Annotated in this window: 19 protein-coding genes; 4 read left to right on the forward strand and 15 right to left on the reverse strand. The window is 52.8% G+C overall.

The features are described from left to right. Positions 1–17: 17 nt before the first annotated feature. Positions 18–1,064, reverse strand: a complete 1,047-nt coding sequence (locus tag ACOQPM_RS25300) for an alpha/beta fold hydrolase (protein ID WP_420631174.1) — start codon at positions 1,062–1,064, stop codon at positions 18–20. Between the two features lie 84 nt (positions 1,065–1,148). Continuing rightward, positions 1,149–2,075, reverse strand: a complete 927-nt coding sequence (locus ACOQPM_RS25305; RefSeq protein ID WP_420631175.1) for a TIGR01777 family oxidoreductase — start codon at positions 2,073–2,075, stop codon at positions 1,149–1,151. Between the two features lie 254 nt (positions 2,076–2,329). Between ACOQPM_RS25305 and ACOQPM_RS25310 the strand changes: the two genes are divergently transcribed. Then, positions 2,330–3,178, forward strand: coding sequence for a hypothetical protein (locus ACOQPM_RS25310; RefSeq protein WP_420631176.1), 849 nt, complete (start codon positions 2,330–2,332; stop codon positions 3,176–3,178). Between the two features lie 117 nt (positions 3,179–3,295). On the opposite strand, the gene ACOQPM_RS25315 is transcribed toward ACOQPM_RS25310, so the two are convergent. From ACOQPM_RS25315 to ACOQPM_RS25375, 13 genes are all read right to left on the reverse strand, one after another. After that, positions 3,296–4,627 (reverse strand): hypothetical protein, encoded by a 1,332-nt coding sequence (locus ACOQPM_RS25315; RefSeq protein ID WP_420631177.1) that lies wholly within the window; start codon positions 4,625–4,627, stop codon positions 3,296–3,298. Between the two features lie 27 nt (positions 4,628–4,654). Beyond that, positions 4,655–5,239 (reverse strand): GNAT family N-acetyltransferase, encoded by a 585-nt coding sequence (locus tag ACOQPM_RS25320; protein WP_420631178.1) that lies wholly within the window; start codon positions 5,237–5,239, stop codon positions 4,655–4,657. A 37-nt stretch (positions 5,240–5,276) separates the two neighbouring features. Beyond that, positions 5,277–6,239 carry a GNAT family N-acetyltransferase gene (locus ACOQPM_RS25325; RefSeq protein ID WP_420631179.1) on the reverse strand — a complete coding sequence of 321 codons (963 nt, stop codon included), beginning with the start codon at positions 6,237–6,239 and terminating at the stop codon, positions 5,277–5,279. Positions 6,240–6,250: 11 nt separating this feature from the next. Next, positions 6,251–7,255 (reverse strand): phosphotransferase enzyme family protein, encoded by a 1,005-nt coding sequence (locus ACOQPM_RS25330; RefSeq protein WP_420631180.1) that lies wholly within the window; start codon positions 7,253–7,255, stop codon positions 6,251–6,253. Positions 7,256–7,266: 11 nt separating this feature from the next. Beyond that, the gene (locus ACOQPM_RS25335) at positions 7,267–8,136 is read right to left on the reverse strand and encodes an SDR family NAD(P)-dependent oxidoreductase (RefSeq protein ID WP_420631181.1); all 870 of its coding nucleotides are present in this window, start codon (positions 8,134–8,136) and stop codon (positions 7,267–7,269) included. Next, entirely contained in the window at positions 8,133–9,242 is a 1,110-nt protein-coding gene (locus tag ACOQPM_RS25340) for a GNAT family N-acetyltransferase (protein WP_420631182.1), read from the reverse strand. Before ACOQPM_RS25340 ends, ACOQPM_RS25335 begins: the two co-directional genes overlap by 4 nt. A 3-nt stretch (positions 9,243–9,245) precedes the next feature. After that, positions 9,246–10,442 (reverse strand): ribosome small subunit-dependent GTPase A, encoded by a 1,197-nt coding sequence (gene rsgA, locus ACOQPM_RS25345; protein WP_420631183.1) that lies wholly within the window; start codon positions 10,440–10,442, stop codon positions 9,246–9,248. Positions 10,443–10,445: 3 nt separating this feature from the next. After that, a complete protein-coding gene (locus ACOQPM_RS25350) occupies positions 10,446–10,892 on the reverse strand; it encodes a DUF5990 family protein (protein WP_420631184.1) in 447 nt (148 codons plus the stop codon). Between the two features lie 3 nt (positions 10,893–10,895). Further along, positions 10,896–11,240 (reverse strand): hypothetical protein, encoded by a 345-nt coding sequence (locus ACOQPM_RS25355; protein WP_420631185.1) that lies wholly within the window; start codon positions 11,238–11,240, stop codon positions 10,896–10,898. An 83-nt stretch (positions 11,241–11,323) separates the two neighbouring features. Next, positions 11,324–12,340 (reverse strand): GNAT family N-acetyltransferase, encoded by a 1,017-nt coding sequence (locus tag ACOQPM_RS25360; protein WP_420631186.1) that lies wholly within the window; start codon positions 12,338–12,340, stop codon positions 11,324–11,326. Further along, a complete protein-coding gene (locus tag ACOQPM_RS25365) occupies positions 12,318–14,252 on the reverse strand; it encodes an ATP-binding cassette domain-containing protein (RefSeq protein WP_420631187.1) in 1,935 nt (644 codons plus the stop codon). The genes ACOQPM_RS25360 and ACOQPM_RS25365 overlap by 23 nt, the downstream gene beginning before the upstream one ends. Positions 14,253–14,323: 71 nt before the next feature. Further along, on the reverse strand, positions 14,324–16,171 hold the full coding sequence (locus ACOQPM_RS25370) for an ABC transporter ATP-binding protein (protein WP_420631188.1): 1,848 nt from the start codon (positions 16,169–16,171) through the stop codon (positions 14,324–14,326). A gap of 4 nt (positions 16,172–16,175) precedes the next feature. After that, positions 16,176–17,144: an RIO1 family regulatory kinase/ATPase gene (locus ACOQPM_RS25375; protein WP_420631189.1), complete on the reverse strand. Its 969-nt coding sequence runs from the start codon at positions 17,142–17,144 to the stop codon at positions 16,176–16,178. A 555-nt stretch (positions 17,145–17,699) separates the two neighbouring features. On the opposite strand from ACOQPM_RS25375, the gene rpsF reads away from it, so the two are divergent. The 3 genes from rpsF to rpsR all read left to right on the forward strand — a co-directional run bounded on the left by rpsF (position 17,700) and on the right by rpsR (position 18,747). Further along, positions 17,700–17,993 (forward strand): 30S ribosomal protein S6, encoded by a 294-nt coding sequence (gene rpsF, locus ACOQPM_RS25380; RefSeq protein WP_420631190.1) that lies wholly within the window; start codon positions 17,700–17,702, stop codon positions 17,991–17,993. A 132-nt stretch (positions 17,994–18,125) separates the two neighbouring features. Beyond that, entirely contained in the window at positions 18,126–18,467 is a 342-nt protein-coding gene (locus ACOQPM_RS25385; protein WP_420631191.1) for a single-stranded DNA-binding protein, read from the forward strand. A gap of 49 nt (positions 18,468–18,516) precedes the next feature. Then, the gene (gene rpsR / locus ACOQPM_RS25390; RefSeq protein ID WP_420631192.1) at positions 18,517–18,747 is read left to right on the forward strand and encodes a 30S ribosomal protein S18; all 231 of its coding nucleotides are present in this window, start codon (positions 18,517–18,519) and stop codon (positions 18,745–18,747) included. Positions 18,748–18,753 lie beyond the last annotated feature (6 nt).

Genomic DNA, 18,753 nt, shown 5'->3' on the forward strand with positions numbered 1-18,753 from the left:
TCTCTTGCAGGGCTAAGTCATCCGGCTAAATGAGCATGGAAAACTGCGTTAAATGCTTCTGGCTTTTCAAGGTAGGGTGAGTGACCCGCATCTTCAATGACCTCTTCTCGGTAGCTGCCGCCGTTGGTTGCATATTTGTCCAGGACGGCGCGGGTTTGGGCCAGCATTGGCTGCGGCGGGCATTCCTCGTCGCCGGGCCAGCCGGGCACAGCCCCCATGTGGCCCAGCGCAGCCAAATCAAACATTGCATAATCGGACACAATCAAATCGTCTGCGCCACGTATCCACAAAATAGGTGGTTTAGGGTCTATGTCGGCCAGGCTGCTAGCATCAAAGTTTTTGCGGTTGAAGGCAGGCAACACGCCTTTGTCGCCAGGGGCAGCACCCGGCCAATTGGTAGACGGCACGGCATTGCCCGGATAATGATCATCCCCGACTTTGGTGGTGAGCATGGAATCTACCAGCGCGTCTTCACGTTCTGGCACAAACGGCGGCTTTACATAAAAACCACGCAGCACGTTACGCGGCGACATCGGATTTTCCGAGCCCTGTTCACCACTGGCCAGCAACTGCACAAATTCTGGATTGATACCGCTCGGTGCGCCATCGTCGTAGGTCATGGTGCCGTCTGCGCCTTTAGAGCCACCGTAGCCGTAGGGAGAAACCGGATCGGTTAGGGTGATGGAAAGCAAATCTGCCGCGTGGTTGATGGCGTAAAGCATGACCACGCCGCCGCCCATGCTATGCCCAACGATGTGGTGCTTGCCCAGCCCCATCGTTTCTACCACGGAGCGAACGTCTGCTGCGAAGTCGGCCATGCCGTTTGCACCACTGATGGGGAGTGGTTCGGTGTCGCCGTAACCGCGCAAATCAATGGCGATGGCGCGATAGCCGTCTGGCAAGGTTAGCATGGTCTCTTCCCAAAAGGTGGCAGATGAGACGTTGCCATGTACAAAAACAACGGCCGTACCATCTTCGGGGCCGCAAGAGAGTACGTGAACATTTAAGCGGTTGGTTTGCACCATTTGTGAGCGAATGCCGAGTAAGGTTGGAACCGTAGACATGGGTAAGTTTCTCCTTCTATGCAAATGGATCGGGTAAGGTTAAGCAGTTGTACCTCAACTTGGTTGCCAGAGGGTAGCAATTGGTTACTGGTTGAGCAAATCTTGCAACGCTTCCTGGGCTTGAGGGTAAGTGAAGGTGAACCCAGCTTCCTGCAATTTTTGTGGTATGGCGCGACGGCCGTCCAGGACAATGGCAGCAATTTCGCCCAGCGCCAACTTAATGGCAAAAGCTGGGGCAGGGAAGAAAGCTGGACGGTTTATGACTTGACCAATGGTTTTGGCAAAATCCTTGTTGCTGAGCGGGTTGGGGGCGCATAGATTATAAGGCCCAGATGCCACCTCACTTTCCAACAGAAAGCGAATGGCACGCACTTCATCGTCCAGGTGAATCCAGGGCCACCACTGCTGGCCATTGCCCAGTGGCCCGCCCACAAAAAATTTGAAGGGCAAGACGGTGATGGGCAGTGCCCCGCTTTCCATGCTGAGTACGATGCCAGAACGAAGAATGACCCGCCGCACGCCCATCGCCTCGACCTCGGCGGTAGAATTTTCCCAATCAACCGTGACGCTTGCCAGAAAGCCGCTGCCGTTGGGAGAGGTTTCTGTGATGATCTGGTTGCTCTGCACGTTGCCATAGTAATCAACGCCGGAAGATTGAATGACTAGCTTGGGTTTGTTGGCGGCGGCGCGAATGGCTTGGGTAACGGCCGTTCCTGCATCAATGCGGCTTTGGCGAATGCGTCGCTTGCGTTCTTCTGTCCAGCGGCTGGGCAATAAGCCGGTACCTGCAATGGGTTCCCCAGCTAGGTTGACAATAGCATCGGCTCCATCAGCTAAATGGCCCCACTGAGCGGCCGTTTTGCCATCCCATTTTTCGCCATGAATGTTTGACGGAAAGCTGTATTTTTCTGGATTTCGACTCAACACGATGACTTCATGGCCATCGGCTGCCAAATTTTTAGCTAATGCAGAACCGATTAAACCAGTGCCACCTGTAATAATTACGCGCATACTCTGCTGCTCCTTTCTCAAAAGAAAAGTAGATGTAATACCTTAATATTCTAGCCTAAAACGGGAATTTGTCCATGTTTTGAACAGGTATGTGGTTAAGAACTTGTGCAGTTGGGTCGAAAAAATGAGCTATAGCAGCGGTTTTTTAGCAATTTGTCACCTCAAAAAAAGGCTGTCATCGTGCATACTTTGTTCACTTTTGTGTCTCAGAACCACTATTACAAAACAAAAAGAATATTCCAAGGAGAACATTGATGAGGACATTTTACAGAAAACTCGGCAGCCCCATTTTGCTACTTTCTTTGGCCGTGTTGCTGTTTGTCACAGCTTGTGGTGGCAATGAAGCAACCCCGGAGCCAACGGCCGTTGCCGAAATAGCTGAAGAACCAACAGAAACGCTGGTGCCACCAACCGACACACCCGTGCCCACAGACACACCTGTGCCGACCAATACCCCCACGCCGACGGAAACACCAACCGAGACGCCCACCAACACACCGACACCGACCGATACCCCAACGCTAGAACCAACGGCAACGCCAACCGAAACACCAACAAACACGCCAGAACCGACCAGTACGCCTGTGCCGCCAACAACTGCACCGCCATCGGATGATTCCGGCGACAGCGGAGATAGTGGCGACGGTGGCGACGAAGCAGAGGACGACGGTCAAGTAGATATGATAACCGTCTACTACATTTCTAACCCCAACGATATTTTGGGCGTTTTCCCAGAGCTGCCGTTTGATGCCGAAGGGCTTAAAGCCAACATGAACAATATCTATAACTCATTGCAAACGATGCGAGGCAGCATTGATGGGGCAAAAGCGGGCGACCAAGCATCGTGCGATACTTACGTCGCTGCCTACAACAATATTTTGTATTCTGGCGTATTTTACAAAGATGTTCCCGGTGATTGGGTAGATATTGATGGCGTCTACTTTATCTCCTTCATTTTTGCGCTAGATCGCACACGTCCGGCCTATCTTTCGTGCGTAAATTCGGGCGTGGTAGATGATTTCAACTACGGTCTGGCAGTTCAAACGATTGACCAGACGGTTTCGTTTATGACGCCAGCGCTTAATCAGGCAAATTCGCGTTAGCTTGTTAGAAATGAAATTGGCGTCGCCTCGGTGCTTCACGTCTGGCGACGCTAGAAGAGACGGGGTGCGAAGCACCCTCGTTTGGGCGGTCATCGCGGCGATAAATTCGTGGTTTTGTTAAAGGGCAAAGCGACGGGGATTGCCTAAACGTTGGGCAAATGTGTTGTGGTTAAAGCTGGTGTGTTGCACCACCCACTCAATCTCTGAGGCGAGGGTGATGTCGAAAGTGCCAGGGTCGTCGGTGCAGAGGCAAAGGTTGACAGGGCTGGCTAGCAGTTTGTGAACGGGATGATGGGCGGCATCGGGTACGCCGCCAATGCGGAGGTTGGAGGTGGGGCAGCATTCGATGACGGTGCCAAGCTGGGTAAGTTGGTGCAGCACAAAATCTTGCCGCTGCCGAATTTCCTGGAGGCGTTGGGGAGTATACGGCCGTTCCACCACATCACCCTCCACCATTTTTACCAACGACTGTTGCTCGGCTCGCAACTGCTGCTCATCCACTGTCACCCCCGTCTGCCGCAATCCTTTGGCAAAGCGTAAATCGTAGGCAATTTGGTCAAGCCGTTCGCTCACCAACTCCGCTTCATGCGCCTGCGGGCGACGACCGACCGCCATAGCTGGGTCTAGACCCAAGGCGATGCAGTGTCCGAGCCGCTTTGCGCCTAGCAGGGCTGCCTCATGGCACCAGCGCACGGCGCTTTCCAACGATTTATCAAAAAATGTCTCGCCGACGTGGTAAACGATTGGGAGTTGCTGCGCTGGGTTTGCCGCATTGTCACGATGAATTTGGTGGAAGATGTTGCGGAACAGCTTCGGCGGCTGTCCTTCTTCATAGGTTGCAAAATCAAGGCCAACCAGCGTTTGCGCCAAATGAGGCTGCTCAGTCAGCAGTTGACGTACGGCTTGGTACATTGGCCAGGGGTCATCACGGGGTAGGGGAACAATGTAGCGGGCCGTGAACTGCTCATCACATTCGGCTGCCAATGTCTCTGTGCAGATTTGCATTTTGCGGCGTAGTTCGGCACCCTCGCCCCAAAAGCCAGATCGGTATTCCACATACCGCACGCCCTGCCGCTTGTGGTGTTCTACGGCCTGGGTGATCATGGCAACGGCCGTTTCCCTATCCCGCTCCCAACCAAATCCCCACAACTGGGTGAAGAAGCGATATTTCCACAAGAATTTATCAAAATCGCCGCCATCTTCTGCGCTAAGAACGTAGGCGGCTTTAAATTTAGGGAAGCCGATTTTGGGATTCTCTAATGCCTCGGCAAATAGCTGCACCGGATTGAGGGTTGTGTTCAGAGCAGCGTTGTACCCATCCAGGAAGCCACGTGCGTTCCAATCTACCTCACGGAAGATGGGCGCACCGATGGCCAGCAAATCGTCGGCGTAAAAGGAGCCTGCCAAATGCACATGCAAATCACAGTCAGTAAGCGAGTTGGGTGTCATGGGGCTAGATTGTAGCAGAGTTGTTGATTAGACGGCCGTATTTTCCAAAATGCCAACAACTTGCAGCCAAGGTGGATCGGGGAAGGGATTGCGCTCAACCGTCATTCCCAGCTTGAGCATGACGGCCTGCGAGGCCAGGTTGTCATGCTCTGTAGTGGCGATGAGGCGATTGAGCTGCATCGTGCCAAAGGCGTAGTTGATGAGTGTTTGCGTCGCTTCGGTAGCGTACCCTTTGCCCTGGTGTGCTGGGTGAATGAGCCAAAGCAGGCCGACCTCGGCAGTAGCCAGGCAGTTTTGCTGCCCGCCCAGGCTAGGCAGTTGGCCGTACACATCTACGCACGGTACCAATCCTACGGAGCCAATGAGCTGAGCATTTTCTTTGAGTATGATGGCGCGGTCGCCGTAAGGGGGCTGGCCAAGCGAAGCCAACTCCCGCTCGTTCATGACGCTCCAGGCTAAATAGTCGGCTTCGGCAGCGCGCTGCTGCTCAACTGTTTTTTTGGGATTCACCCAGCCGATGGCCTGTTTGATGAGGAAGAGTTTTGGCAGGTCGCTGTTTTGGAACGGCCGTATTCGCAATCGCGCACTTTCTAAAATAGGTATGGATCGCATGGTTTTCTCCTGTGGAGGTAATTGAGTAATTACCCAATTACTTCTCCAGCAGCTTCTCAAACGCCAAGCTCGCCGTCAACTCTTCAAACCCTAGCTTTTTGTTTAGCGTGAGCATAGGGTTATTTTCTTCATTGCCGGTGCGGATGCGCTGGAAGCCTGCGTTTTTGGCATATTCGATGGTTTGGGCTTTGAGGGCGGTAGCTAGACCGCGTCGCCGATAGTCGCGCAGTACGCCCGTGAAGCCTGTGCTGACCACACCGGGTTGGCTGCCTTGTTCTAGCATGGAGTTGCCAATGTAACGGCCGTTGTGCCGCGCCACAAACCAGGAGGTGGGCATGGCATTGGGGCTATCCAGGTAGAGCTTTTTATATTCTGCTAGCGATATTTTCTTGGGTGTGTAGGGCAGCGGCTCATCTTGCACCAGTTGCCAATCCAGTTCATGCAGTTCTGCCAACCAGTTGGGGTCGCTTTTTTGCAAATCGGGCAGGGCATGAAAGGTGATGTCTGCTGCTTCTAATTTTTGGATGAGTGGTGCAAGTTTAGCTGTATCGGCGTCAGGCAAATCGAGCTTGGTGATAACCCAGCGCATCGTTTGGCGGAAGCCCCGCTTTTGCAAAAAGCGCACCGCCTGAGGGTGATGCTGGTAGCAGCCAGATTCTAATACAGTGGGGGCTGGGGTGCAGGTTTGGAGCGTTTGCCAGATATGGTCGTAAACGGCCGTTCCCACGCCGCGCCCTTCAAAATCTGGATGCACGGTAATGCTGAAACGATACCGCCCGGCTGTGGTAGCATAGGTGTGATATTTGGCACTACCAAAAGCGATGGTACGGCCGTCTTGCTCCACCACCCATCGCTGAAAAAATTGCTCTGGCTTGCGGATGGCATCGCTATGCTTAAAGTCTTCTACCGTGTCGGCATTTTCAGGGTAGACGGCTTTTTCTACCAGAGCGATTGCCTCGTATTCGGCATCTGTAGATTGAAAAGGTCGAATAGAAAACAAAATAGTTACCTCTATTTGTGAACAAGCCCAATTTTTGTAAAGTCGAAGTTGATGGTTGGCCGTTCAGCCAATATGCGTTCTCGCCTGCCATTCATAAATTCCCCGACCCAGTTGTCGCCACTGTAATCCGGTATATCTCGCAGGATGACGCCGTACAAATCCATCTCGCGCAGCTTCATGAAAGGGTGGATTTCTTTGAGCCAGATTGGAGCAAGCTGGTTTTCTTCACAATACCCTTGCCAAAACAGCGGCCAAAGCTGGGCGCAAAAATCCTCCGGCGTGGGATGGTTGGTGATGGCGTAAAAGATCACCATGGCAATGTCGTACACAAAATGGCCGTATACGCAGTCGTCGAAATCGAACAGGGTGATGTTTCCGGCTTCATCTACAAACAGATTGCCCGTGTGGGCGTCCTGGTGCATGAGGCCAAACGCATCTGGCGGGGTGGGCAGGCTTCGCAAATAGGCCAGATTGTTATCCACCAATTTCATTACGCCTGAGTCTAGCTGGGGTAGGGCGCTGGTGATGTCAGTCATGATGGGATCATCCCACTGCGGCCGTTTCCAATCAGGATTGGGCAGCTGGTACTTTTTGGTGAGCGCGTGTATTTTGCCGATGAGGCGGCCGTATTCCAGCATAAATGGTTCCGTCCAGCCGCCCATCTGCCAAACCGACCCGCCTGCTGCCCGCACAAAGGCCGTAGCCAAGAACTGTTCGCCACGGCCGTCTGAGATTTGCTCAACCAGATTGCCCGCTTCCGAGTTGACGGCTTTGGCTACCCCTGCGCCGCCACGCGCCAGATGATTGATCCAATCCACCTCGCCCTGAATTAGCCCCGGACTTCGGCGCAGGCTGTGGCCGAGGCGCAAAACATAGGGTGCCCCGTCCTTTTCATAGCCATAGATGAAACTTTCAAAGCCACCTAGCTCTTCAAAATTATCGGGCGTGATGCCATACCGACGTCGTGCTTCGGCCACAATTTGCTCGTTTAGGCGATTACGAATTTTCTCTTCCATGATATTTGCTCCTACTGCCCCATGCGCCAGCCACCGCCCACATAGATGAGTTGCCCAGTAACCCAGCGTGCCTGTTCTGAAGCCATGAAGACAACGACATCTGCCAGATGTTCTGGTTGCCCAATGCTGCGTAGGGGCGTGTTGGCAGCGATTTTAGCTTCGGCTTCGGGTTCGATGTAGCCTGTTTGAATTGGCCCTGGGGCAACAATGTTGACCGTGATGCCATATTTGCCTAACTCTGCGGCGGCAGAACGGCCGTAAGACTCAATAGCGTGTTTGCTGGCGGCGTAATGCACATTGGCCTCGTGGGCATGGGCGGCGTCGGTGCTAATGAGAACGATGCGCCCCCAGTCAGCCTGCCGCGCCAGATGGCGTTGCGTATATTCAGCCATGAGCAAAGCGTAGGCGCGGGCATTGATGGCAAAGTGCCGATCTGCTTCGGTGGCGCTGATGAAGCCCACTGAAAAACCTTCGGTGTTTACAGCGGCTGGATCAAAAGTTTCCAAAACGCAGTGGGTGTGGTTGCACACCAGCACATCCACCGAGCCTAATTTTTCCTCACACAACGTAAACAGTTTGGGAATGTAGTTTGCGTCAGCGAGATTGGCTTCATGGGCAACGGCCGTTCCGCCCATCGCTTCAATCTTAGCAACCACCTGCTCACCAGATTGCTGTTGTTGAGCTGCGTACAAAGCTGGTCCGCCCGCACCGGTTTCCTGTGCTGCTGCCATTTCTGTAGCCGAGAAGCCAGTCTCGGCACGAAAATAGGTGATGAAAACCTTAGCTCCTTGCGCCGCAAATGCTTTGGCCGTGGCCGCGCCAATGCCGTGATTGGCACCAGTAATTAAAACAACCTTGTCTTGCAATTTGGGATCAATCATGAAACTTGCCTCGGAAAATCTGGATTATTTCGATAAGGTGCAAATTCGGGCAGCGTGCACAGCAGCTTCCAATCTTTGAAGCCCGTGGCAACGGCCGTTTGTAAATAATCTAGCGCCACGGGTTCATTAAGCTGCGCCATGGCTCGCGCTGCCAAAAAGTAAACGTAGGCGGGTGGGGATTCATCTGTCTCGATGGCAATTTCCAGCATGTCGGCAGCTTCTTCATACATGGCTGCCTGAAAGTAAAATCGCCCCAATTCGGCATAATGGCCTGGCTCGTCGTAATGGAAAGTGTAGAAGTTGTACGGCCGTTCTAGCACAAAGCCCACGTTAACGGCCGTCCCCATCGAACCTGGATTGTCCTGCCCACAATGCCAGCCGATGTGGGTGAACCCTGCCTGTTGGCAATATTCAATGGTGGCGGCGGTTACGGCCGTTGCCAGCCCCAGTCGCCGATGGGTAGGAGCTGTTTCGATGCCAATCTCGCATTTTTTGCCTACCGTCACATCCGCCAGGCACCAACAAACAAGTTCCCCCTTGTGCAGTGCCACAAAGCCGAAGCCATTTTGCAAAAAGGTTTGTTGGCTCTGCCAGCCGATGCGAATAGAGTCGGCGATGGTTTGCGGCAGTTGGCTTCCCTGCGCTTCAAGCAATTTAGCATCCAGTTGGGCGATGGTATATCCAGCGGGCAGCTTGTCGCGCCAGTTGAGGCGCGGTTTTGCAAAAATGTAATGGTTGTTGGCACCCCAAATGGGTGGCCAACGCCAATGGCTCAAAATGTCTGCCAGGGCAGGTTCCCACGCTGGCGTATCCACACAGATGCACAGTTCGGGATCGGCCGGGTTCACGCGGTTGCCAGCAAGCAGCGTGGTTTCCAGCACCTGCGTCACGCCAGCGTTAAAGGCATCATTGTGCGGATTGCCCGCCAGGTAAGCGCAATCAATAGAAATGGCAAAGACGGAACTTGGCTGCGCCACGCTATCTACGTAAATGCGACCGGGGCTGGTTTGTTGGAGAACGGCCGTTACATACACATTCCACGCTGCCAGCCCGGCCAATACCGTTGCTGCTTTGTGAAAATTCTCTGGTTCTAATTGTCGGATCATTTGTTAGCTTTCTGCCGCGAGTAGATCATATAGGTTGACATAATTATCGTAGCGCCATTGGGCGATACGGCCGTCTGCCACCGCATCTTTCACTGCACAGCCAGGTTCATGGGAGTGGGTGCAATCATTGAAGCGACAATAGCCAACCACATCGGCCAAATCAGGGTAAAAGCCAATTAAATCCTCAGGATGCAGCCCTAGCAAGCCCATATCTTTAATGCCGGGCGTGTCTATCACGCTACCGCCCATTTCCAAAGGTAGCATGATGGCCTGTGTGGTTGTGTGCCGTCCTTCACGGCTTTTCAGATTGCTTACCTCGCTCGTGCGTAGCTGCAAGCCAGGCTGAACTGCATTGAGCAAGGTGGATTTGCCCACGCCAGAAAGCCCAGCCAGCACAGTGGTTTTGTTGCCTAAAAAGCCTCGGATTGGCTCAATGCCCACGCCTTCTGCTGCGCTGGCCAGGAAAACAGGGATGCCAAGAGAGCGGTATGGGGCGGCAATCGCCTCCACATATTCCACTTTTTTTGCCAGGTCAATTTTGTTCAGGCAAACGGCCGTTTCCAATCCATTTCGCTGGGCCCCAATCAAATATTCGTCAATAAGCTGCAGCCATAGCTTTGGCTCTAGCCAGGCGGCTACCACCAGCAGCTGATCCACATTGGCGGCAAGGATTTGCTTGAGGTGCGTGTCAAAGCTGTCGGCGCGGGCCAAACCGCTGCGACGAGGCAGAACCCCTTCCACCAGGCCACGTTCTTCGCTAAGCGGCCGTAGCAGCACCCGGTCACCCACGGCAAAAATGTTGCTGTAGCCCGTGCCTTCGGCTGTCAAAATGCCGCGCACGTCGCAGACAATGGTGTCGCCATTTACTTCCGCCCGGCAAAGGCCTCGGCTCACTTCTACCACCTTGCCCAGCAAAAATGGCGTCTCGTCCGCCATCGCTTGCCAGTGGGCGTCATCCAGGTTGGCTTGCAATGCTGTTGCCGATTGAGCCTCTACCGCCTCGCGCCGATCCCGCTCGTCCAGGGGCATGATGCGCTGGTCAGCAATCTGGCCTTCTGCGTCTGGCACCAATGGTTGCCAATCAATGCGGTGTTTTTCTTGATTAGCAGCCGTGTTGTGGCGAATTTTTTTGCGTCGCCCTTTTTCTGCATGCCACGCTTTACGCTGCTGTTTTCGTATCTCTTTTTTCTTTTTGCTCATAAATTAATTTTTTGGCTGCGTTTGCCACTGAACGGTTTTTACAGAGGCAGCTATCGGCCCACCATCGTGGGCGAGACCGGTGAGTGTCCCATACAGAATTTTGTTTTGGGTAACGGCCGTTTCCACTAGATCCGTTGGTATCAGCTTTAGGGGTATTTTTGCCCGGCGCACATTGTGCCAGTTACCTGCTTGCTCTCGGCCCCAGTTGAGGTAAAGAAACCGCTCACCGGGACGGCCGTGGACAAAGGGGCCTTTCCAATCAAAGGTGTGGTCAGGCTTGGGCACGGCCGTTGCCTCTAACTCCACTGTCACCCCTACCATGTCAGGGTGGATATCTTGCACGGATACCACAGTTTTGCCTCGCTGTGTGCCAAACTGTAGCTGTCCGACCGCGATGGTTGGGATTGGTTCTAGCCGAAGTTTGATAGTGATTACTGCTGCTTCTGACATGATTTACTCCGTACTCATGCACCAGCCAATGAGGCGACGCACGAAATCATTGGTGGGGTAGGGCTTGCTGTCGTGTTTCCAGCGCGGTATCTGCACCTCTTTGGCCCCAGGCTGGCGGGGAAATTGTTCTCCCTCCACCCGCAGCGTTGTGAATGTATCGCCTTCTTTGGGAATGCGATAATGTACGATGAACTTTTTGTTGGTGGCAATGATGTGTAAATATCGTTCTGGCGTGTGGTTTACAAAGCCGCCTTCTTCAGGAATCTGCCTCTGTTTGCTTTCTACATACCAGATAAACGGCCGTCCCTTCACTTTTACCTTGCGTTTGCTTTTGCTGTTTACTGCCAAATTTGCCTCCTTAAGGCTGGTTGCTAGTGGTTAGTGGCTTGTGACCAAACGAACCACTAACAACCAACAACTAGCCACAAAAATTACAACGGTTTGCGGAATGTCACCCCTCGATTCGTCTCTTGAAAGCCCAGTTGCCGGTACAGATGCTGCGCTCCGGTGGGGCTTTCACCATCCACGCCCAGGGCTGCTTCCTCCATGCCCGCTTCCTTCAATACCTGGAAGCTGCGGGTAATGAGGGCTTTGGCCACGCCGCGTCTGCGCCAGGGTCGCCGCACAAAAATTGTCTCTGTGTAGCCCCGCTTGCGCCCAAATGCTTCATTTTCTTCCGCGTCAATAAAGTTGAGTACGCCACCAACGACTTCATCTTCGTCCCAGGCGATTTGCCATAAATCCGGGTTGAAGGTGGGGTATTTGGGCCACGCCTCAAACGATTCTTCCGGCCACTCTGGCATTCCCCAATGGTCGCGGAATGCTTCGTTTGCCGCTTCCCAAATCTTGCGGAACTCTGCCAATGTGCCGCGGCGAACCTCTATGCCGTCGGGGATGGGATGGTAGGAAAAGTTGTCGAGCGACGGCCGTACCATATCAAAGCCGTACCGCACAATTTTGTATCCTTCACGTTCCAGCAGGTTGTGCCAATGGGTCTCTCCCTGGTCTGCCCAGCCAGACAGGAACTTCTCTTGGTTCGCCGGGTGTTCTTTGGCAATTTGCCGCAGCCGCTGCTCCAGATGGCGCATCATGGTGCGGCGAATGCCTTTGTTGCGCCACTCAGGCTGCAGGCGCACAAACAGATAGTAGACGCGCCCTTCTTCTTTGAGATCGTGCCACCAGCAACGGCCGTAGCCCACAGGTTCGCCGTTGACCTCAGCAAAAATCATGTCCGTGTACGGATCGCAATTCGTCAAATGTTCGTAATCTGCACGAACGTCCCCCACCGAACTAAGCCAGTCGGTTTTGTCTGCTTCCCGGCAGTTGTTAAAGATAGCTACCATGTGGGGGAAGTCAGATTCACCCTGGAATCGGCGAAAATGCAGCCCCGGCACGGCAGGTGGGTCGGTTACCTCAATGCTGTTTTCAGCTAACTTTGATGCGTTCATTTTTCTGGTTCTCCATTTCATGCTGCCACAATTCCTGCATTGCGGAAGAAGTAGCAAGTAATTTGTCTAATTTGCCGATGGCCGCAATACGGCCGTTTGCCAACACAATAATCTGGTCAGCCCGTTGCAGCACAGCGCGGCGGTGGCTGACCACCAAACAAGTTGGAGATTGAACACTAGAGACTGGAGGTTGATCGTCATAATCTCTAATCTCTAATCTCCAGTCTCTTCCCAAAATCCCCTCCCACAACTGTGCCTCCGTTTCTACGTCCAATGCGCTAGAGAGATCGTCAAAAACCAGCAATTCCGCCTCGCGCACCAGCATTCGGGCGGTGGCAGTGCGCTGCACCTGCCCGCCAGAGAGCCGCACGCCGCGCGGCCCGACGACCGTGTCTAGCCCCGCTTCTAACTGCGAAATGTCTGGTTGGAGAACGGCCGTTTTCACCGCCCAATCCAGCCCATCCTCCGGCAAGCCCAGCAGAATATTGTCCCGCAGCGGTTCGCTGAACAAGCGCGGCACCTGGGGCGTGTAGGCCGCACGGGGTGGGGTGAAGAATGTGGCGGGATTTGGGATAGGACGGCCGTTCCAACGAATCTTACCTTCAGCCGCAGGCAGCAGCCCCAGCAGCACCCGCAGCAACGTCGTCTTGCCCGAGCCAATCTTGCCCGTAATCACCGTGAAGCTGCCACGCGGCAGGGTGAAGCTGATGTCGCGTAGAGACCAGTGGTCGGTAATCAGTGGTCGGTTATCGGTAAGCAGTTCACCGTTCACCGATAACCGATTACCGTTTACGGACAACGGATTACCATTCACCGAATACCGAAGTCCCTCAACTTCCAACAATTCCAGCCGATCTGCGGCCGATTTAGCCGACTTCACGATGGCTGGTGGCACGTTGTCTTCATAAATGGGTGCGTGTGCCACCAGGCTTTCCGGTGGACTGTAGGGCGTCATCTCTTGCAGACGATCTAGCACCACGCGCTGTTGGGCAATCTCAGAAATATAACCACCCACATCAGCCGGGAAGCGCGAAGCGAAGAAAAGATAGGTGCTAAACAAAACAAAATCACCAACGCTAAACGTGCCGCCGCGCATAGAAACGCCTGCCATAACCACCATCAAAGCCACAGCCACGTCGCCCATGTTGTCAGAAACAGATTGATAAATTCCCCAGAACAGACCAAAACGCACATTCGCCACGCGCCGCTCCTCGCTAAGTTGGCGCAAGTAGCCAATCGCTCCCGTTTCCGCATCGGCTACCTTGATGGCCTGGATCGCGCCGAACGTCTCGCCCAAAAAGCTGGTGACGCGGCTGTCGCTTACCCTGCTAACCCGCACATAGCTTAAAAAGCGACCCCACGCCCAGCGCGTTAAAAAGAAGACGCCAATGAGGGGCAGAATGGCAACGGCGGTAATCCTCGGTGCAATGCGAAACATAATGATCAAGGCAAAGATGGCAAATACCGTTTTCCCCACAATTTGGGGAATCCAGGTCGGGAAATCAGCAAAGTCGGCCAAATCATCATCCAGCCGATTAATCACGTCCCCAGTAGGTACGGGCAGCGGCTGTGCGCCTGGCTTTTGCAAGATGGTGTGCATCACGTTGCGCCGCATCAACGACCCGCCAGCCATACGCACTTTGGCAGCGCCCCAGTTGCCCAGAATATCCATTACCATTCTGCTCAATTCCACGCCAATTATGAGCAACAGCAGCGTCCACAAAGCGTTGGAGAGGGTTGCTGTGTTTGCCGATGAGGCGTTTAATTGATCAAAGAAGCTTTTTTCTAGCCAGCCCGGTACCAACCGCATCCCCAACGCATAAATAGCAAGGGTAACGCTCAAAGCAAAATGCCATGGCCTATAGCGAATCAGTGACCAAGTGCCTGTTTTAATTGCAAGTTTTTCATTCATAATCATTCCAAATTAGTTATCGTAATATTGCGTGTTGCGTATTGCGTATCTAAAGGCAATACGCAATATCCTTACACTAACGCTTCCTCAATGCCTGTCCGTAAGAGTTGCGAGAAGCGGGAAGTGGGATTATTCAGCAGTTGCAAACGTGAGCCGTGTTCCTGAATACGGCCGTTTTCCAAAATCAAAATATCGTCAGCCCGCTGCACGGTATGCAGGCGGTGGGCAATGATGATGGCGGTACGGCCGTGTAGCAAAGTATCTATGGCGCGTTCCAAGAGATGCTCAGTGGCCGGGTCCAGCCGAGATGACGCTTCATCCAAAATAACAACCTGCGGATTCCGCAAAAAGACCCGCGTAAAAGCCAAAAGCTGTGCCTCCCCGGCAGAAAGACCCTGCCCACCAGATTTTAGAATACTGTCCAAGCCATCCGGCAGGCTGTCCAACCAGTCACCTAGCCCCAATGTTTGCAAGGCCGCGATAATGTCCGCATCGGGAATTGGTTTCTTGGCCGGATCGTAGCGGCGAAACAGGGTTAGGTTGTCGCGCACGGTTGCCTCAAAAAGCTGCACTTCCTGCGTCACCATGCCAATATGTTGGCGCACGTCGGCCAGGCTAACCTGCCGTAAATCGGTGCTGTCCAGCGTAATCGCACCTTCGTCCACATCGTACAATCTAAAAAGCAGCCGCGTCAGCGTCGTCTTACCGCTGCCCGTTCGCCCCAGCAGGCCGAGGACTTTGCCTGGTTCCAGCGTGAAGCTGATGTTGTGCAGCACGTTTGGTGATCCGTTATCCGTTATCGGTGGTCGGTCATCGGTATTCGGATTACCGTTTACCAAATACTGCTTACTGCTTACCGATAACTGATCCTTATAGACGAATGAGACATTTTGGAAGGAAACGGCCGTTGCCCTTTCAGGCAATGTGGCAGAAACAGACTCCTGCACATCCGCTTCCAACCGCAAAAACTCATTAATGCGCCCCACGCTGGCAATCGCCCGCTGCATGGCGCTAATTTGCCGCCGAATATATTTAATTGGCGACTCCATCAGCCGCACGTAAGCCACCAGTAAAAACAAAGTCCCAATGCTGATTTGCCCTTGCAAAAAAAGTGTGCCGGCCAAAGCCAGCGTCGCCACGATTGCCAAAACGTATAGCATATAGCTGCTGCTAAACGTGTACCCCCCAATCAAATCCGCCCGGACGCGGCCTTTAGCCACCCCGGCCAGCAGCGGATACAGCTTGTTCATCACATAAGGCTCGCCACCATTGGCACGAATATCTTCTGTGCCGCCAATGCGTTCTTCCACATAGCCGTGCATTTTGGCATACGCTTTGCTCACGTCTTGCCACACGTTCACCGTCGGTTTGCGGATTATTTGCAGCAGCCCCAGTGTCAGCAGGCCATAAGCCAGCCCTACAAGCCCCACCCGCCAATCTTCACGAAACAGCAGCAGCAAAATGCCCACAACCAGCAGGCCATTGCCCACTAACTGCACCACCAGTCGTGAAAAATATTCAGCCAGATTGCTCACGTCGCCGTCAATGCGCTCGATCAGTTCGCCAGGGGTTTGCAGCTTATGAAAGCCCATATCCAGCCGCATGGTATGTTCCGTTAGATCCGCCCGCAGGCTGTTGGTGGCCGCCCAGCCCAAATCTTCGCTCAGATAAGTGGTCCACAGCGTCACGATCTTTTGCACCAGGGTAATGATGAAAAAAACAATCCCCAGCGTGACAAGCAGCCGAGTGGTTGCGCCAGCTTCTGCCGCATCTAAAAAGTCGCGCAAAATTTGTGGGCCATATAACTGTAGGCCAATGCTGGCTGCCAATAGTGTACCTACGCCAGCCAAGCGTCGGTGATACGGCCGTAAATACCGCCACAACATCTGCCAATGATTCATTTCCGATTTTGTTTCCATTTTCTTAATCACCTGGCCCCATGTACGGTTCCCACAGGTCGCGTGTTAGCTGGCGCGGGTCTCGTTTGACACCATAGCCAGCAAAGTAATCGCACACCCGCGTGATGTCCCGCTCCAAAAGTTCATAAGCGTGCGGGTTATGCCGCGCCTCCACCATCTGCGGAAAATCAATCAGGTAAATTGCCCCTTCCCAGTACAAAATGTTGTACGCAGACAAATCACCATGAATTAAATGGTTATCCAGCATCAGCCAAACGTTTTCCATAATGCGCCTGAACAGCGGTTCAGCTTCTTCTGCTGGCAAGCGCACCTCGCTCAAGGTTGGTGCCGGGCCATATTCATCCCCAATGTATTCCATCAAAATCGTATTGCCCTGATGCCCTATTGGTTTTGGTACGTTTGCCCCGGCAAGGTACAGCTGGGTTTGGGTGCGATACTCATTGCCAATCCACCACTGAATATCTACCGATTTGCCATAGCTCGTCTTTTTGTTTAGCGCCAGCTTCACGCGCCGCCCTTTTATTTGCTTGCCTTCAGCATCGCGCAGTTGGCGTCCCGCTTTGTAAACCGCATCATTTTTCAAATGGCGTAGCTCTCGCGGACGGTACAGCTTGGCTGCAATCAACTCTAGCCCTGTGGCTGAGTCAGCTACACAGGCGTACACATTGGCCTCCTTACCACCCTTCACTAGCCTGGTCACGTCGCTGATGATTTGCTCGCGGTAAAAGTGCCCCACTGACTCAATGACCCATTGGCGTTCATGGTGTCTAGGGTCTAACGCTTTGGCATAGCTGGGCACCCAGTTTTCAATGCCGTCATCCATCGTGCGTAGCTCTTTTTGGATTTGGCGTACCTTTTGCTGAGTTCGGCGGTTTTTCTTCTTTTTAGGGCCAGGACGATTGCGCCGTGCTTTCCGGCTGTTGTCGTAAAACTGGTATGCTTCGTATTTTTCAAAAGCCTCAAACTTGTCCATTAGGTTTATTTCGCGCCGGTTTTAGAATGCTCCGGCAAACATCCCGTGTTTGCTTAGACAAAGGGTGTGGCTTTTGTTGGGTTGACGTTTGGGGTTAGAGAAACAAAAAGCCACCAATCAGGGTTGTGTGATGGTGGCTCGCGTTGCCGCAAATGGGCAACAAAAAAGCCACGGGCTTGTACACCCGTGGCCGCAATTTCATCCAGAAGAGTTCGTTTGGATTCTTAGCAGTTAACAGGTGTACCCACACAACGTAAATTTACGTTTCCGAAGATGTTGCTTTTCACTTTTGCCATCTTGTGGGTACCTCCTTTAAGAATTTTTTGCAGTTTTTGCTGCGGAAAACAGTCTACCATGCCTTTTTTTGTGGGTCAAGGCGAATTTTTTGCAGCGTTTTGACGTTTTCCGCTTTAAAAAATTTGCAAAACTTGGCGGGTTTGTTATCATTCTCCACCGTTGCACAGCAAAAATTTATATATCTGCTGCTTTCCGCTCTTAAACAAGATTTAAGGGCAAAGCTCGCCAGAGTAATTCCAAGGAAAGGAGGTTAGCAACGTGCGAGAGTACGAAGTTACCGTTATTTTTCAAGCTAATTTAGATGATGAGGCGCGTTCTGCAGTTGTAGAGCGTGTTTCTGGTTGGTTAACCCACGGTGAAGCCGACGAAGAAAAGCCGGTTCCCAATGTTTGGGGTCAGCGCCGTTTGGCTTATGACATCCGCAAACAATCAGAAGGTTACTACATTTTGTTTGATGCCAAGCTGGAGCCTGATAGGTTGCCAGACATCGAACGAAATATGCAATATGCTGAGGAAGTTTTGCGCTATTTGATCGTGCGTAAAGAATCATAGGCAGTACATTTTACAGATGCGTTATTGATTGGTTGGGTTGGTTTCATGTTGTGCAGCAGATATTACCAACCAGTCAGTGACATCATTTTACAAACGAACAACGGGTAAATCCCCCATTGTTGGGAGTGTGTCATGAACAAGGGGCTGAACAAAGTTATGATTATTGGTTGGGTTGATGGTGAACCAGAAGTACGCGAGACGCCCAATGGCCGACCAGTTGCTTCGTTCAGCGTCGCCACTTCCCGTACTTGGACTTCATCTGATGGGGCCAAGCATGAAGAGACAGAATGGTTTAATGTGGTTGCCTGGGGCAATTTAGCCGAGATTAGCAGCAAGCGTTTGGGACACGGCAAGCAAGTTTATGTGGAAGGGCGTTTGCAAACCCGTAGCTGGGATGATAGCAACGGGCAGAAGCATTTTCGGACAGAAGTGATTGCCCATGAGCTCATTGCGATGGCAGAAAATAACAGTTAGCTAATTAGACCTTTTGCAATGGGCGTTTGCATTATTTAAGAGGATAAAAATGCGTTCAAGAAATCGTGGTCCAAGAAGAAGACGGGCCTGCAACTTTTGTGTAGATGGTGTGAAAGTTATTGATTACAAGCAGCATGAGATGTTGAGTCGGTATGTGAATGAGTACGGCCGCATCCGTCCACGTCGGCAAACGGGTACTTGCGCCAAACACCAACGGGCTTTGGCTGTAGCTGTCAAGCGCGCTCGGCACATTGCCTTGCTGCCATTTGTAGACGAATAATCAACC

This window comes from Candidatus Leptofilum sp. (assembly GCF_965223525.1).
GTDB lineage: Bacteria > Chloroflexota > Anaerolineae > Promineifilales > Promineifilaceae > Leptofilum.